The 14,173-nt window shown below is 70.0% G+C and carries 13 protein-coding genes; 7 read left to right on the top strand and 6 right to left on the bottom strand.

Features of this window, described 5'->3' with window-relative positions; translation table 11 throughout:
- Window positions 1-42: 42 nt before the first annotated feature.
- Window positions 43-1,569 carry a class I adenylate-forming enzyme family protein gene (locus OED52_RS18890; protein WP_264152351.1) on the bottom strand — a complete coding sequence of 509 codons (1,527 nt, stop codon included), beginning with the start codon at window positions 1,567-1,569 and terminating at the stop codon, window positions 43-45.
- A 98-nt stretch (window positions 1,570-1,667) separates the two neighbouring features.
- Here OED52_RS18890 and OED52_RS18895 point away from each other — a divergent pair, with 98 nt between their 5' ends.
- Together OED52_RS18895 and OED52_RS18900 are read left to right on the top strand one after the other, a co-directional pair.
- Complete coding sequence (locus tag OED52_RS18895) at window positions 1,668-2,222, top strand: TetR/AcrR family transcriptional regulator (RefSeq protein ID WP_264152352.1); 555 nt, start codon at window positions 1,668-1,670, stop codon at window positions 2,220-2,222.
- A gap of 224 nt (window positions 2,223-2,446) precedes the next feature.
- On the top strand, window positions 2,447-3,241 hold the full coding sequence (locus tag OED52_RS18900; RefSeq protein ID WP_264152353.1) for a crotonase/enoyl-CoA hydratase family protein: 795 nt from the start codon (window positions 2,447-2,449) through the stop codon (window positions 3,239-3,241).
- A gap of 65 nt (window positions 3,242-3,306) precedes the next feature.
- Here OED52_RS18900 and OED52_RS18905 read toward each other — a convergent pair whose 3' ends face one another.
- Both OED52_RS18905 and OED52_RS18910 read right to left on the bottom strand, forming a co-directional pair.
- Window positions 3,307-4,593, bottom strand: a complete 1,287-nt coding sequence (locus OED52_RS18905; RefSeq protein WP_264152354.1) for an MFS transporter — start codon at window positions 4,591-4,593, stop codon at window positions 3,307-3,309.
- 41 nt (window positions 4,594-4,634) lie between these two features.
- On the bottom strand, window positions 4,635-5,642 hold the full coding sequence (locus OED52_RS18910; protein ID WP_264152355.1) for an aldo/keto reductase: 1,008 nt from the start codon (window positions 5,640-5,642) through the stop codon (window positions 4,635-4,637).
- Window positions 5,643-5,758: 116 nt separating this feature from the next.
- On the opposite strand from OED52_RS18910, the gene OED52_RS18915 reads away from it, so the two are divergent.
- On the top strand, window positions 5,759-6,331 hold the full coding sequence (locus tag OED52_RS18915) for a TIGR03086 family metal-binding protein (protein WP_264152356.1): 573 nt from the start codon (window positions 5,759-5,761) through the stop codon (window positions 6,329-6,331).
- Window positions 6,328-8,025, top strand: coding sequence for a dihydroxy-acid dehydratase (gene ilvD / locus OED52_RS18920; RefSeq protein ID WP_264152357.1), 1,698 nt, complete (start codon window positions 6,328-6,330; stop codon window positions 8,023-8,025). The genes OED52_RS18915 and ilvD overlap by 4 nt, the downstream gene beginning before the upstream one ends.
- Before the next feature lie 34 nt (window positions 8,026-8,059).
- Here ilvD and OED52_RS18925 read toward each other — a convergent pair whose 3' ends face one another.
- Together OED52_RS18925 and OED52_RS18930 are read right to left on the bottom strand one after the other, a co-directional pair.
- Window positions 8,060-8,722 (bottom strand): S1 family peptidase, encoded by a 663-nt coding sequence (locus tag OED52_RS18925; protein ID WP_264152358.1) that lies wholly within the window; start codon window positions 8,720-8,722, stop codon window positions 8,060-8,062.
- Between the two features lie 48 nt (window positions 8,723-8,770).
- Entirely contained in the window at window positions 8,771-9,559 is a 789-nt protein-coding gene (locus tag OED52_RS18930) for a DUF6319 family protein (RefSeq protein WP_264152359.1), read from the bottom strand.
- A 137-nt stretch (window positions 9,560-9,696) separates the two neighbouring features.
- Here OED52_RS18930 and OED52_RS18935 point away from each other — a divergent pair, with 137 nt between their 5' ends.
- The gene (locus OED52_RS18935) at window positions 9,697-10,761 is read left to right on the top strand and encodes an adenylate/guanylate cyclase domain-containing protein (protein ID WP_264152360.1); all 1,065 of its coding nucleotides are present in this window, start codon (window positions 9,697-9,699) and stop codon (window positions 10,759-10,761) included.
- Here OED52_RS18935 and OED52_RS18940 read toward each other — a convergent pair.
- Window positions 10,758-11,432, bottom strand: a complete 675-nt coding sequence (locus OED52_RS18940) for a TetR/AcrR family transcriptional regulator (protein WP_264152361.1) — start codon at window positions 11,430-11,432, stop codon at window positions 10,758-10,760. The two genes, OED52_RS18935 and OED52_RS18940, sit on opposite strands and share 4 nt — an antisense overlap.
- Window positions 11,433-11,583: 151 nt before the next feature.
- Between OED52_RS18940 and OED52_RS18945 the strand changes: the two genes are divergently transcribed.
- The gene (locus tag OED52_RS18945; protein WP_413247773.1) at window positions 11,584-13,062 is read left to right on the top strand and encodes an MFS transporter; all 1,479 of its coding nucleotides are present in this window, start codon (window positions 11,584-11,586) and stop codon (window positions 13,060-13,062) included.
- 121 nt (window positions 13,063-13,183) lie between these two features.
- The gene (locus tag OED52_RS18950; RefSeq protein ID WP_264152363.1) at window positions 13,184-14,116 is read left to right on the top strand and encodes an AurF N-oxygenase family protein; all 933 of its coding nucleotides are present in this window, start codon (window positions 13,184-13,186) and stop codon (window positions 14,114-14,116) included.
- Window positions 14,117-14,173: the final 57 nt, after the last annotated feature.

A 14,173-nucleotide genomic window follows, 5' to 3' on the forward strand; every position in this document is an offset into this window, starting at 1 on the left:
TCGTGTCGTGGAACTTTCGTTCTTCTACGGTCGCCGGACGGTCTACGATGCCCGCCCGAAACGTTCGTAGCGAGCCGGAATCTCCGTGTATTCCTGTCGGAGGGCACGCTTGTCGATCTTCATGCTCGCGGTGCGAGGCAACGGCGTGTCGCGGAACACCACGTAGCGCGGCGCCTTGTATCCCGACAGCCGCAACCGGCAATGGTCGACGATCCGCCGGGCCGGGATCTCGCCGGCGGTGCGGACCAGCACGGCCGGGGTCTCGCCGAACTCGTCGTCCGGCGCCCCGATCACCGCAGCTTCGAGCACCTCCGGCATCTCGAGGACGGCGCGTTCGAGTTCCGCGGCATAGATGTTCATGCCGCCGGAGATGATGACATCCTTGGTCCGGCCGACGATGCGGATCGCGCCTTCCTCGTCCTTGACGCCGACGTCCCCCGTCCGCAGCCAGCCGCCACCGAAGGTCTCCTCGGTGAGCTTCTCGTCCTGCCAGTAGCCTCGCGCCACACCGGGTCCGGCGATCCAGATCTCGCCGGGAGTGCCGGCCTGGCAGGGTGCACCGTCGGCGTCCATGATCTCGACGCGGGTGAGAATGCCGCCGACACCCACGGATTCGGGTTTGCGGACGGACATGTCGACGGTCGGGAAGGTGACCATCGACAGCGACTCCGTGAGGCCGTAGGCCTGGCGCAGGCCGACACCCTGAGCCGCCCAGGCGTCGATGAGTTCGCGAGTGACGGGATTGCCCCCGATGAACACCACCTTCAGCGACGACAGGTCGGTGGTCGCGAAGGTGGGCAGGGCAGCCATCTGTTCGAAGAAGATGGTCGTGCCCGCCATGGTGGCGATGTGCTCGGAGGCGATGAGGTCCATCGCGACCTGCGGATCCCATTTCGACAGCATCGTCACGCTGCCGCCGAGGACGAGCGGAGCGAGGAAGCCGTTGAGCAGGCCCGCGGCGAACGACAACGAACTCAGGTTGAGGGTGTGCGCGCCGAGCAGGTCCGGTGCCTGCAGCGACCATTCGAAGAACGCCCCGAGAAGCGATTCGTGGGTGTAGACGACGCCTTTCGGGGTTCCGGTGGATCCGGAGGTCGGGATGATGCAGACCGGCCGGGACGGATCGTTGCCCGGATCGGGCAGTGCCCCCTCGGATCCGGCCACCGAGAGCGTTTCCGAGTCGAGGACCTTCGGCGGGGTGTCGATCTCCTTGCACGCCAGCTGCGCGACCTCGCGGTTCGGCTCGGCCGCCACGACGGCTACGGGGCTCAGCTTGCGGTACACCCTCTCGAGCTCCGCCGCGGTGTGCCGTTCGTTCAGCGGGCACAGCACCGCGCCCGTCCGGATCACCCCGAGCGCGGCGATCGCCCAGTCGAGGGACAGTCCACCGAGGACCCCGACCCGGTCTCCCGGTCGCACCCCTTCGGCGACCAGGCGCGTCGCGGCGCGGTCCACCGCCGCGGTCAGGTCGGACCAGGTCAGCGAGGTGTCGTCGCAGCTCAGGGCGGGAACGTCGGGCCGGCGGACGGACCAGGCCCGGAGTGCGTGGAGAACGGTGGTGTCACGCATGCGAAGCTCCTTGGGAGGTGTAGACGGTGTGCCGCGACGGGATCCGTGCGGACGGAGGTGGGCAGATGGGCCGGAGGCCGGCGATAACACGGGAAGCGGTGGTCACCACGGCGATCGAGCTGATCGACCGGGACGGGATGGCGGCGTTCAGCCTCGATCGGGTCGCCCGGGCTCTGAACGTGCGCGGGCCCTCGCTCTACAACCATTTCGCGGACCGTTCCGAGATCCTGACCGAGGTCGCGCGGGCGATCGTGCTCGAGACCCCCCGCGTGCCCGATCCGGAGCCGGGCCGGTGGCGCGAGTGGCTGATCGCCGAATGCCGGGAGTTCCGAAGCACATTGCTACGTCACCCGAACGTCGTTCCGGTGGTGTTCACGTGGTTTCCCGAGAAGCTGCTCGACAAGCTGTACGACCGGTACTCGGCCCTGCTGGCGGAGCACGGCGTGCCGGAATCGCACCGCTTGTTCCTTCTGGAGGCCACTCACCGGATGACCGTGGGATCGGCCGTGTGCACCGCGACGGGCAGACCCGCGGCACTGGAACTGCCGTGGAGCACGGCGACAGCCGGTACCGACGCCGACGCCGACGAGATCTTGTTCGTCGAGATGCTGAAAGCCTTTCTGGCAGGGGTCGACATCGGCTCGTCACGGTGAATTCACGACGCCTCCTCGGATCGCGTGACCGCCTCGAGCGGTACACGGCGACGACGGATCGAAGTGATCCGGATCACGTGCAAATAAACTATAGCCGTTAGCCTATTCGGTCAAGGGGAACTGCCGGATCACCACCCGACCTCGCGTTGACCGATCGATCGCTCCGTGATAGTTCTTTAGCGATCGATAAGTGGCAGCGCTCTGCTGCGATCCGAAAGGCTCCCATGACCGAGACCACTCCCGAACCCGCCGCGCTGTACGAGCGACGCGGCAACGTCGCGATCATCACCCTCAACCGTCCGCGCGCCCTCAACGCGGTGAACGGCGCCCTGTCCACCGCGGTCGGCAACCACCTCGAGCAGGCCAACGCCGACGACGAGGTGCGGGCCGTGGTGATCACCGGTGCCGGTCGCGCGTTCTGCGCCGGCGCCGACCTCAAAGCACTTGCCGCCGGCGAGAACACGTTCGCCGAGGGTCATCCGGAATGGGGTTTCGCCGGCTACGCCCAGCACTGGAGCGCCAAGCCCACCATCGCCGCGGTCAACGGTTTCGCTCTCGGCGGTGGCACCGAACTCGTACTGGCGAGCGACCTGGCCGTCGTCGACGAGGAGGCCAAGCTGGGTCTGCCGGAGGTCAAGCGCGGACTGTTCGCCGCCGCCGGCGGCGTGATCCGCATGCAGCAGCAGATCCCCCGCAAGGTCGCGCTGGAGCTCGCGCTCACGGGTGAGCCCATCACCGCCGCGCAGGGCAAGGAACTCGGTCTCGTCAACCGCGTCGCCCCGGCCGGCACGGCACTCGAGGTCGCACTCGAACTCGCCGAGACGATCGCCGCCAACGCACCTCTGGCCGTGCGCGAGTCGAAGGCCATGATCCACCGCACCGCCAACAGCCCCGATTGGGAGGCCGAGGCGTGGAATGCGAACCGCACCGCGATGAAGGTCGTGTTCACGAGCGAGGACGCGAAGGAAGGGCCCCGCGCCTTCGCCGAGAAGCGCCAGCCGGTCTGGCAGGGCCGCTGACAGCAGGCCGAACGGCGGTGCCCGCAGCGGGCACCGCCGTCAGTCGCCCACCGACGGCACCGCCGTCAGTCCTGTTCGTTCCGCCGCTCCCGCCCGATCCGCCCCCGCACCACGGTGCGGAGCGATCGGGGCGCGACACCCATGTCACGGCGGGCGCGGCCGCGGGTCACCAGGACCCCGAGGATCGCGATGATCCAGATCGGGTACTGCAGCAGCCACGCGGCACGGAAGGCGTCGAAGGTGTAGCCGCCGAGTTGTTCGAGGACGACGCCCATCATCTGTACGACGAGCAGGGTCGCGAGGAAGCCACCGATGTTGACGATGCCGTTGGCGGTGCCGAGCGCCGTGCCGGGATTGAAGGTGCGGGCGTAGTCGAAGCCGATCATCGACCCCGGCCCGCCCACGGAGATGACGACGACGAGCACGACCAGCAGCCACAGCGGCGCCGGGCCCGGCAGCGCGACGACCGCCGTCCACACGGCCACTTCGGCGAGGATGATGCCGAGGACGAGCCAGGAACGGCGCATCGGGAACCGTCCGGACAGCACGCCCAGGATCGGTCCGGCCGCGATGGCGGTCACCACCGACACGGTGAGCATCGAACCCGCGGCGGCCGGGGAGAGCCCCTGAGCCGACACGAGGTACGGCACGCCCCACATGAGGGCGAAGGTCGTCAGCGAGAACTGGGTGCCCATGTGGGTGAAGAAGCCGAGCTTGGTGCCGGGCCGGCGCCAGACGGTACCGAGGCCGGCGAGCACCTCGCGCAGGCCCGCCGCCGTGGTCTCCCGGCTCTTTCCGGGCGGGGCGTCACGCACCACCGCGAGGACGAGCACACACGCGAGCAGTCCGAGCCCGGCGGCGCTGCCGTAGGCCGCGGTCCAACCGGGTCCGGTGAGCAGGAAGACGAACGGCACGGCGGACAGGATCTGACCGATCTGCCCGAAGATGCCGGTCAGCTGCGAGACCACCGGGACCCGGCGTGGCGCGAACCAGACCGGAACCAGACGCAGCACCGAGATGAAGGTGAGCGAGTCACCGACGCCGACGAGCACCCGCGCGAGGTACGCCACCGGCAGCGATTCGGTGGTGGCGAGGATCGCCTGCCCGACGGCGAGGACGACGGCTCCCGCCGCGATCATCCGGCGGGAGCCGAAGCGGTCGAGCAGCACCCCGGCGGGGATCTGCATCCCGGCATAGACGACGAGCTGGAGGACGACGAAGCCCGACAGCACCGCCGGGGAGATGCCGAACCGCTCGGTCGCGGCCAGTCCGGAGACACCGAACGCGGTCCGGTGAAGGACGGCGATGATGTAGGCGAGTACCCCGACGCTCCAGACCAGCCATGCCCTCATGATGCGTCGAGCATACGTGGGTCTTTTAGCAGAATTAACTACTACTGCTCGCGTCCCAGCGACACCCACTGCGGATCCGCCGCGCGCGGCCCGGCGATCCTGTCGGCGAGCCGGTCGAGACGCGCGATCTGCTCGTCGGTGAGGGTGACGTCGAGGGCGCCGGCGTTCTCGGTGACCCGGTCGGCGTAACGGGTGCCGGGGATCGATACGGACGGCAGCCCGTACTCGCGGCCCTTCGCGTCGAGCCAGGCCAGCGCGACCTGCGCGATGGTCGCTCCGGCCTCCTGTCCCACGGCCCGCACCTCCTCGCGCACGCTCAGGTTGGTCGGCAACGCGTCGGCGGCGAAGCGTGGGAACCGCCGGCGCAGGTCCTGCTCGCCGATCTGCGCGGGGTCGAAGGCGTCGGTGAGCAGACCGCGGCTCACCGGCGAGTAGGGCACGAAGCCGATGCCGAGCTCGGCGGCGGTGGGCACGACGTGGCGTTCGACGTCCCGCGAGACGATGCTCCACTCCGACTGGATCGCGGCGATGGGGTGGACGGCGTGCGCGCGACGCAGTTCCTCGCCGGTCGCCTCGGACAGCCCGATGTGCCGTATCTTGCCGGCCTGCACGAGTTCGGCGAGTGCACCGACGGTGTCCTCGACGGGCACCTCGGGGTCGACGCGGTGCAGGTAGTACAGGTCGACGTGGTCGACGCCGAGCCGGGCGAGCGACTCGTCGATGGCCTGCTTGGCGTATTCGGGGCGGCCGTTGATGCGGCGGTTCGCCGTGCCCGTGGTGCCGATGGATCCGGTGAGGCCGAACTTGGTGGCGACCTGCACCTCGTCGCCGCGCTCGGCGAGCAGCTTGCCGACGACCTGTTCGCTCACGCCGTCGCCGTAGACGTTGGCGGTGTCGATGAAGGTGACGCCCAGGTCCACGGCGTGGTGCAGGGTGGCGAGCGCCTCGTCGAGGTCGACCGGACCGTAGGCGGGACCGACCGACATGGCGCCGTAGCCCTGCGCGCTGACGGTCAGGCCGGGGGCGAGTTCGACGGTCCGGACGGGCATGTGTTTCTCCTGAGTACTCGTAGGGGGTTCCGGTGGCGGATTCTTCCGCACCTCGCCGATCACCGCGAGCGTTGAAATCGCCATGAGCGCAGCCCCGACGGACCTAGGCTGGACCCATGGCCGTCGACTGGCTCGCTCTGCAACGCACCGCTCGCCGCGAGTTCGACACCCGCGTCGCGCAGATCACCGACTGGCACGCCCCCACCCCGGACACCGAATGGGACGTCACCGACCTGGTCCGGCACATGGTCGACGAACAGCGGTGGGTGCAGCCGCTGACCTCGGGACGGACCCTCGCCGAGGCCGAGGCAGCGCTCGAACCGATCGGCGACGACCTCGCCGTCGAGTGGGCGCGCTACGCCGAGCAGGCCACCGCCGCCTGGGCCATGACCCCACCCGCGCAGGAGGTGCACCTGTCCTACGGGAGGGTGCCGTGCCTCGACTACCTGAAACAGCAGGTCGCGGACATCGCGATCCACACCTGGGATCTCGCCCGGGCGATCGGCGCCGACGAGCACCTCGACCCCCGCCTCGTCGAGGCGGTGTGGGCCGATCTCGAACCGCAACGCGATCTGCTCGCCTCGAGCGGTCTGTTCGCCGATCCCGTCCCGCTCCCCGACGACGCATCCCTGCAGGACCGGCTCCTCGCCCTCACCGGGCGTGATCCCCGACCCGGAGGACGGCCATGACGGACAGCCCCGACATCAAACCCCGCAGCCGCGACGTCACCGACGGGATGGAGAAGGCCGCCTCGCGGGGCATGCTGCGCGCCGTCGGCATGAGCGACGACGACTGGCCGAAGCCCCAGATCGGGGTGGCCTCCTCGTGGAACGAGATCACCCCCTGCAACCTGCCGCTCGAACGTCTGGCCCGCGCGGTCAAGGAGGGTGTGCACGCCGCCGGGGGTTATCCCCTCGAGTTCGGCACCATCTCGGTGTCGGACGGGATCTCGATGGGACACGAGGGCATGCACTTCTCGCTCGTGTCACGGGAGGTCATCGCCGACAGCGTCGAGACCGTGATGCAGGCCGAGCGACTCGACGCCTCCGTGCTGCTCGCCGGCTGCGACAAGTCGCTGCCCGGCATGCTCATGGCCGCCGCGCGCCTCGACCTCGCGGCCGTCTTCCTCTACGCCGGGTCGATCCTGCCCGGCACCGCGAAACTGTCGGACGGCACCGAACGCGACGTGACGATCATCGACGCCTTCGAGGCGGTCGGCGCGTGTGCCCGCGGCCTGATGTCCGAGACCGATCTCGACGCGATCGAACGGGCGATCTGCCCGGGCGAGGGTGCCTGCGGTGGTATGTACACCGCGAACACGATGGCGAGTGCGGCCGAGGCGCTGGGGATGTCCCTGCCGGGCAGCGCCTCTCCCCCGGCCACCGACCGGCGCCGCGACGGTTTCGCGCGCCGCAGCGGGCAGGCGGTGGTGGAGATGCTGCGTCGCGGCATCACCACCTCGGACATCCTCACGAAGGAGGCCTTCGAGAACGCCATCGCCGTGGTCATGGCGTTCGGCGGTTCCACCAACGCCGTCCTGCACCTGCTGGCCATCGCCCACGAGGCCCGCGTCGACCTGAGCCTCGACGACTTCGTGCGGGTCGGTGCCCGGGTGCCGCACCTCGCCGACGTCAAACCGTTCGGCCGGCACGTGATGAAGGACGTCGACCACATCGGTGGTGTCCCCGTCGTCATGAAGGCGTTGCTGGATGCCGGTCTGCTGCACGGCGACTGTCTGACGGTCACCGGCCGCACCGTCGCCGAGAACCTCGCCGGGATCGCGCCGCCGGATCCGGACGGCAAGGTGCTGCGCGTGCTCGACGAGCCCATCCACCCGACCGGGGGCATCACGATCCTGCGTGGGAGCCTCGCCCCGGAGGGCGCGGTGGTGAAATCGGCGGGTTTCGACGAATCCGTGTTCGAGGGCACCGCGCGGGTCTTCGAACGCGAACGCGCCGCGATGGACGCGCTCGAGGACGGCACCATCACCGCGGGCGACGTCGTGGTCATCCGGTACGAGGGACCGAAGGGCGGGCCGGGCATGCGCGAGATGCTCGCCATCACCGGCGCGATCAAGGGGGCCGGGCTCGGCAAGGACGTCCTGCTGCTCACCGACGGCCGCTTCTCCGGCGGCACCACGGGTCTGTGCGTGGGGCACGTCGCGCCGGAGGCCGTGGACGGGGGGCCCATCGCGTTCGTGCGCGACGGCGACCGCATCCGGCTCGACGTCGCGCACGGGCGTCTCGACGTGCTGGTGGACGAGGAGGAGATGCAGGCGCGGCGGCAGGGCTGGAAACCCCTGCCGCCGCGCTACACCCGTGGTGTTCTGGCCAAGTACATCAAGCTGGTCGGGTCCGCCTCGACCGGCGCGGTGTGCGGGTGAGGACCGAGTGCACCGGCCCTCACCCGAACTCCCGCTAGACAGGCCGGAATCCGGCTCCCACTCCGCCGGTACGGTTGATGTCGGTGATGATCGCGTCCATGTTGGTGCCGACCTCGGGGCCGATGCACGGCGCGGCCAGATAGGCGTTGACCATGGCCACGAGGGTCGTGCCCACCACCACCGGAGCACCGGAGTCGCCTTGGACGACACACATCTGGGTCCAGGTCTCCCGCGACTGAAAGACGTCGCCCCACACGATCCCGCAGGTGTTGCCGGTGGTGCGGCCCTCCTTGCAGGCGATGTCCAGGAAGCCCGGGGGCGCACCGAGTCCCGTGATCGTCACACCGCCGATCCGGTTGACGGGAACGACCTTGCCGGGGTCGAATTCGACGACGGCGTAGTCGAGCGCCGGGTTGACCCGGACGAAACGCCCGAGGACTCCGGCGTCGATGTCGTTCTCGGACTTGACCGTCCAGCCCGGATCACCGCAGTGCCCCGCCGTGATACCGACGAGCCGGCCGGCGGAGTCGTAGCCGATGGTGGTCAGCGTGCAGTCGTACATGTCGCGGGTGCCGTCGCCCAGGGTGATACCGGACCCGCCGCCGAGAGGGACGGGGGGAGCCGCGGTGGCGACTCCGGTGCCCGCACCTATCAGCGCGAGCGCAGTGATGACGGCTACCAAGAGTTTCTTGAACATCGTGCCCCTCCTGCGCCCCCACCCACGAATGTCGATGAGCTGAGGGTACTAGAGGTGGCCTCCGGATTTGCGGGTTGTGCCCAAGCATTCGAGAGCTTTTCGTGCTTCCTCGAGTTCGCGGCTGAGTTGCGCGACCCGTTCCTCCGCCGCGCGACGCGCCTCCTCGATCACCGACTGCACCGCTTCCACCGCCGTCGGGTCGCCGAGTTCGCGTACGGCCCGTTCGACGGCGTCGGGCGCGACCGGTGCGGGCCTGCCGACCTTACGGGCACCGTGGGCCACACCGACGGTCCACTCGTTCTCGGGATCGATGGTGACGGTGATGGTGATCGACGGCGCCTTCTTCGCCTTGCGGGCGGGCGTCTTCGGCTTCGCCGGTGCCGGGGCGGCGGGCCGGGCGGCGGCGGGCGTCTGGGTCACGGGCTTCTCCTCGGCACGGGGTGCGGCAGGGGTTCTGCGGGGTGCGGGCGCAGGACGCGCGTCCGCGCGCGGGGCGGGTGCGGCGGGGACGCTCTTCACGGGAGCGGCCTTCGCCGGGGTGGTCTTCGCGGGCGCGGGCCGTCGAGTGCCTGCGGGGCGCTTCGGGGCGGCCGCGGGTTCCTTCGTGGCGCGCAGCTCGTCGATCTCGAAGGGCAGCTCGTCGTCGACCCCCTTGGGCCGGACGACGACCGTGGTGCCGCTGATCGACACGACCCGCCCCGAGGTGCCCGGGTCGATGCCGAGACTCGGGATGCCGTCGACGAGGTAGACGGTCGCGCGGCGTCCCTCGGCGAGAGCGGTACTCAACTCTCCGAGTTGCTCTTCCGTCAGGTGGTCCGCGCGTCTGCGGGGCGGCATGCGACGTCCTTTCTCGGTTCGCCGGGGGCGGCAACGGTTCGACGAGGGTCACTGTCGCACATCTGTACGACACGCCCGAGAGGTGATCGACCCGACCTGCTGCACACATCCCGGACCGGCACGGTAAGGATGGAGCCGTGACCCCGTCCGACCAGGCACCCGCATCAGGGACCGACGTGCTGTCCGTGATCCAGTCGCAACTGGAGAACGCACTGCTCGGTGGCCCTCTTCGCTACACCCTGACCGAGGTGGCGGACCTGTGCGGGCTCGAACCCGCCCGGGTCCGGCGGCTGTGGGAGGCCCTCGGCCTGACGGTCGACCCCGACCCGGACGTCGTCATGTTCACGGACGGGGACGTCGAGGCGCTGCGGGCCCTGTCCTCGATCATCGCGAGCGGCGCGATCGACGAACGTCTGGAGGTGCCGGCGGCCCGCTCCATCGGCCAGTCGATGTCGCGGCTGACCGAATGGCAGCTCACCCTGCTCAACACCCACGTGTTCACCCGGCTCGCCGCCGCCTACGAGGAGGCGGCGACGCCCCCGCAGGAGGAGGAGATCCGCGAGCTCGTCGACCACATCATCCGCCGCACCACCGACCTCGCCGAGAACCTGCAGGGACACATCTGGCGGCGGCATCTGGTGGCCACCACGAGCCGCAGCGCGGCCCGGCCGCACGACGCCGGGGAACTGCACGAGCTGGTGGTCGGGTTCGCCGACATGGTCGGCTACACCCGGCTGACCCGGCAGATCGACGCGGCGGCGCTGAGCGAGCTGCTGGACTACTTCGAGTCGGAGGTCTCCGACGTCATCGCCCGGCACAACGGGTGGGTGATCAAGACCGTCGGCGACGAGGTGATGTTCGCGGCGGAGCGTCCCGTCGACGCCGCGCGCATCGCGCTGGACCTGCAGGACTCGTTCGCGGCCCAGAAGGACTATCCGGACCTGCGGATCGGCCTGGCCTGGGGGCAGGCACTGCCGCGCTTCGGCGACCTGTTCGGTTCCGTCGTGAACATCGCCGCCCGGCTCACCGGCGCGGCCCGGCCCGGCACCGTCCTCGTCGACGAGAACCTCGCCGACGCCCTCTCCGGTTCGGACGAGTTCCGGTTCCAGATCGTGCGGACGCTGCGGTTGCGGGACTTCCACCACTCCCGGCTCTACGTGCTGCGTCGTCCGCGGAACACGGACGACGAGGCGAGCGGTTAGCCGTTCCTGCGGGGTGGTCGGCCGTTCCGGCGGGCGCGACGCGCGGCGAGGAAATCGTCGACGAGGGACTCGCACGCCCGCCGGTCCAGGGGCGGCAGCGTCGCGAGGCTGTTGAAGACGATCGGCCCGAGGAGCTGGATCAGGGCGAGGTCGTAGTCGAAGTCGCCGAGTTCCTCCCGCGCCTCGGGGGTGGCGAGCACCTTGTCGAACGACGACCGGTAGCGCTCGACGAGCACCTCGCGCAGCGACTGCAGTTCGGGGCGGGCGTGCTCCTCGCCGTCCGACGTGAGGTCGCGCAGCCCCGGCCCCATTCCCATCCAGCACATCGCGGTGAGCGGGGTGGGGGCCTCCTCGATGATGCGGGCCTGCGCGGTGAGCAGTTCGACGAGGCGGGTGCGCAGGTCGCCCTGCGCGGGCACCGGCGGGGCGGGCGGCAGCAGCCGGGCGAAGGCCGCCGCGACCAGTTCGGTGCCGTTGGCGAAGTGCCGGTAGAGCGTCGCGCGGGCGACGCCGGCGGTCGCGGTGACCGCCTCGATCGTCACGGCGTCGGCGCCGCCGGTCGCGAGGAGGGTGGTGGCCGCGTCGAGCAGCCGGGCGCGGGACCGGACCCGACGGGGATCCTCCTCGCGGGGCGAGGCGGGCCGGGGTGCGGTGTCGGGACGAACGCTCACGTCTCCAGTTGTAGTCCGTGGGATCGAGGCATGTTGTGAGACCATCGGTTCCGTTACGATACCAATAGTCTCGTTTCCTGGTACCGGCATCTCGTTCCACCGGAAGGATCTCGTGTCCGACACCGCTACGACCACGGCCGCTCCGCCTCCGATGACGCGGGCCCAGATCCGCCTGCTCGCCGTCGCGTGTTCCGCCGTCGCGGTCGTCATCGCGGCGATGGCCTCGCTGAACACGGCCCTGCCCGACATCGCAGTGGAGACGGGCGCGACGCAGGCGCAACTGACGTGGATCGTCGACGGTTACACCCTGGCGCTGGCCGCCCTGCTGCTGCCCGCCGGTGCGCTCGGCGACCGGTTCGGCCGCCGCGGCGTCATGATCCTCGGGCTGGTCCTCTTCGCGGCGGCGTCGCTGCTGCCGCTGATCGCCGACGACCCCCTGTGGGTCATCGGCGCCCGGGCAGCGGCGGGTGTCGGCGCCGCACTGGTGATGCCGTCGACGTTGTCGCTGATCACCGCCGGTTTCGTGGAAGCACACCGGCCCCGGGTGATCGGGATCTGGGCGGGCGTGGCCGGGACGGGCGCGATCCTCGGGATGACCCTGTCGGGACTCGTCCTCGAGTACGCGTCGTGGAAGGTGATCTTCACCGGGTCCGCGGTGATCGCGCTGCTGCTGGTCGCCCTGTCGTTCACGATCCCGTCGTCGCGCGCGGCGCAGCCGCTGCCCTTCGATTTCGGCGGGGCGGTGCTCGTCGTCCTCGCGGTGGGGCTGTTCGTGCTGGGGTTGATGGAGGGCCCGCACCGCGGCTGGCTGGACGTGGCGACGCTGGGCCCGATCGTGGCGGGCCTGGTCGCCGCGGTGGGTTTCGTGTTCGTCGAGTTGCGCTCGAAGGCGCCGCTGCTGGACATGCGGTTGTTCACCGCGCGCGCGTTCGGGGCGGGCGCGGCGGGGCTGGCGTTCCAGTACCTCGCGGGCTTCGGCCTGTTCTTCCTCATCGTGCAGTACCTGCAGCTCGTGCTCGGCTACTCACCGCTGCGGGCCGCCCTGGCCCTGACGCCGATCCTCCTCGTCGTGATGGCCCTGTCGCTCACGGTGCCGGCGCTGCTGAACCGGGTGGGCATCCGCATCCTGCTCAGTGCCGGGCTGGCACTGATCGGCGCCTCCCTGATCCTCATGAGCCTGCTCGACGCCGACTCCACCTATCTCGAGGTGGCCCTCACCCTGGCGGTCACGGGCCTCGGAATCGGGATCTGCACCGCTCCGGCCACGCACGCGATCGTCTCCAACACCCCCGAGGACCAACTGGGGGTCGCCTCGGCCGTGAACGACGCGACCCGGGAGATCGGGGCGGCGATCGGCGTCGCGATCACGGGCAGCGTGCTCGCGGCGGCGTACGGGCACGGCATCGAACCGGTCGCCCGGGCGATCCCCGAGCCCGCGCGGACCGCCGTGGAGGATTCGCTCGCGGCCGCGATGCAGGTCGCGGAGCAGGCGGGTCCGCAGGGCGAGCAGCTCGCCGTGCTGGCGCAGGACGCCTTCCTCGACGGTCTGCAGCAGGCCTCCTGGGCGGTCGCGGCGATCATGTTCGCCGGCGCGGTGATCTCGGCGTTCTGGGCGCCGGGCCGTTCTTGACCTCCCCTTCTCCGCGCCTCCCCTCCTCCGCCTGCGCCGCAGGTCGCGGGCATTGTGCTGTGCCCACGGTCACGGTAACCTGATTAACAGTTACCAGTCGTCACACTAAAAAGGTGGAGACATGACCGCATCGCTCACCCGCGAGACCGCCAAGGGTTTCGTCCCCGGGGTCCCGCTGTCCGATCGCGAGGAAACCGCCGGTCGACTGCTCGCCTCGTCGGCCCGCAAGTCGTACGACCCCGTCGTCGAGGTCGACTGGGAAGCCCCCGTCCCGGACGACAAGTTCGGCATGACCCCGGAGTGGAGCACCCTCTACGGCACCGCGCTGTGGGACGAGCTCACCGACGAACAGCGCATCGAACTCACCAAGCACGAGGCGGCGAGCGTGTCGAGCGTCGGCCTGTGGTTCGAGATCCTGCTCATGCAGATGCTGCTGCGCGACGTGTACGACCGCGACAAGCACTCCCGGCACGTCCAGTTCGCGCTCACCGAGGTCGCGGACGAGTGCCGCCACTCGGTGATGTTCGCGCGCGCCGGCGAACGGCTGGACATGCCGGGCTACGGCCCACCGCGCTACATCCACCGGCTCGGCCGGTTGTGGGGCCGGTTCTTCAAGGGCGCCAACGCCTACGCCGCGGTGATGGCCGCCGAGGAGATCCTCGACATGATGCAGCGCGACTTCATGCGCGACGAACGCGTCCAGCCCGTCACCCGCGCGGTGTCGAGGATCCACGTGCTCGAGGAGGCCCGGCACATCCGCTTCGCCCGCGAGGAGGTGGCCCGCCGCCTGGCCGGGGCGAGCCGCGCACGCCTGGCGCTCGAGCGGTTCAACACCGCCCTGGTGGTCTTCTTCGTGGTCAAGAGCATGATCCACCCCGACGTCTACGCCAACGCCGGTCTCGACCGTGAGCGCGCGTTGCGGGAGGCGCGGAACAACAAGCACTACCACGACCGGGTACGCAAATCCGGCGCCAAGCTGATGGCCTTCCTCGACAACGTCGGCCTCGTCGGCGGACCGTCGAAGATCCTCTACAAGAAGGTGCACCTGCTCTGAGCGCACCCCTCCCTCACACGAATCGAGTGCGCAGTCGCCCGGCGACTGCGCACTCGT

This window comes from Rhodococcus sp. Z13 (genome assembly GCF_025837095.1).
Classification (GTDB): Bacteria; Actinomycetota; Actinomycetes; order Mycobacteriales; family Mycobacteriaceae; genus Rhodococcus; species Rhodococcus sacchari.

Excerpts from the sequence above, each read along its gene's own strand:
- OED52_RS18890 (WP_264152351.1), bottom strand. The coding sequence starts at position 1,569 with ATGCGTGACACCACCGTTCTCCACGCACTCCGGGCCTGGTCCGTCCGC.
- OED52_RS18900 (WP_264152353.1), top strand. The coding sequence starts at position 2,447 with ATGACCGAGACCACTCCCGAACCCGCCGCGCTGTACGAGCGACGCGGC.
- OED52_RS18905 (WP_264152354.1), bottom strand. The coding sequence starts at position 4,593 with ATGAGGGCATGGCTGGTCTGGAGCGTCGGGGTACTCGCCTACATCATC.
- OED52_RS18910 (WP_264152355.1), bottom strand. The coding sequence starts at position 5,642 with ATGCCCGTCCGGACCGTCGAACTCGCCCCCGGCCTGACCGTCAGCGCG.
- OED52_RS18915 (WP_264152356.1), top strand. The coding sequence starts at position 5,759 with ATGGCCGTCGACTGGCTCGCTCTGCAACGCACCGCTCGCCGCGAGTTC.
- ilvD (WP_264152357.1), top strand. The coding sequence starts at position 6,328 with ATGACGGACAGCCCCGACATCAAACCCCGCAGCCGCGACGTCACCGAC.
- OED52_RS18925 (WP_264152358.1), bottom strand. The coding sequence starts at position 8,722 with ATGTTCAAGAAACTCTTGGTAGCCGTCATCACTGCGCTCGCGCTGATA.
- OED52_RS18930 (WP_264152359.1), bottom strand. The coding sequence starts at position 9,559 with ATGCCGCCCCGCAGACGCGCGGACCACCTGACGGAAGAGCAACTCGGA.
- OED52_RS18945 (WP_413247773.1), top strand. The coding sequence starts at position 11,584 with ATGACGCGGGCCCAGATCCGCCTGCTCGCCGTCGCGTGTTCCGCCGTC.
- OED52_RS18950 (WP_264152363.1), top strand. The coding sequence starts at position 13,184 with ATGACCGCATCGCTCACCCGCGAGACCGCCAAGGGTTTCGTCCCCGGG.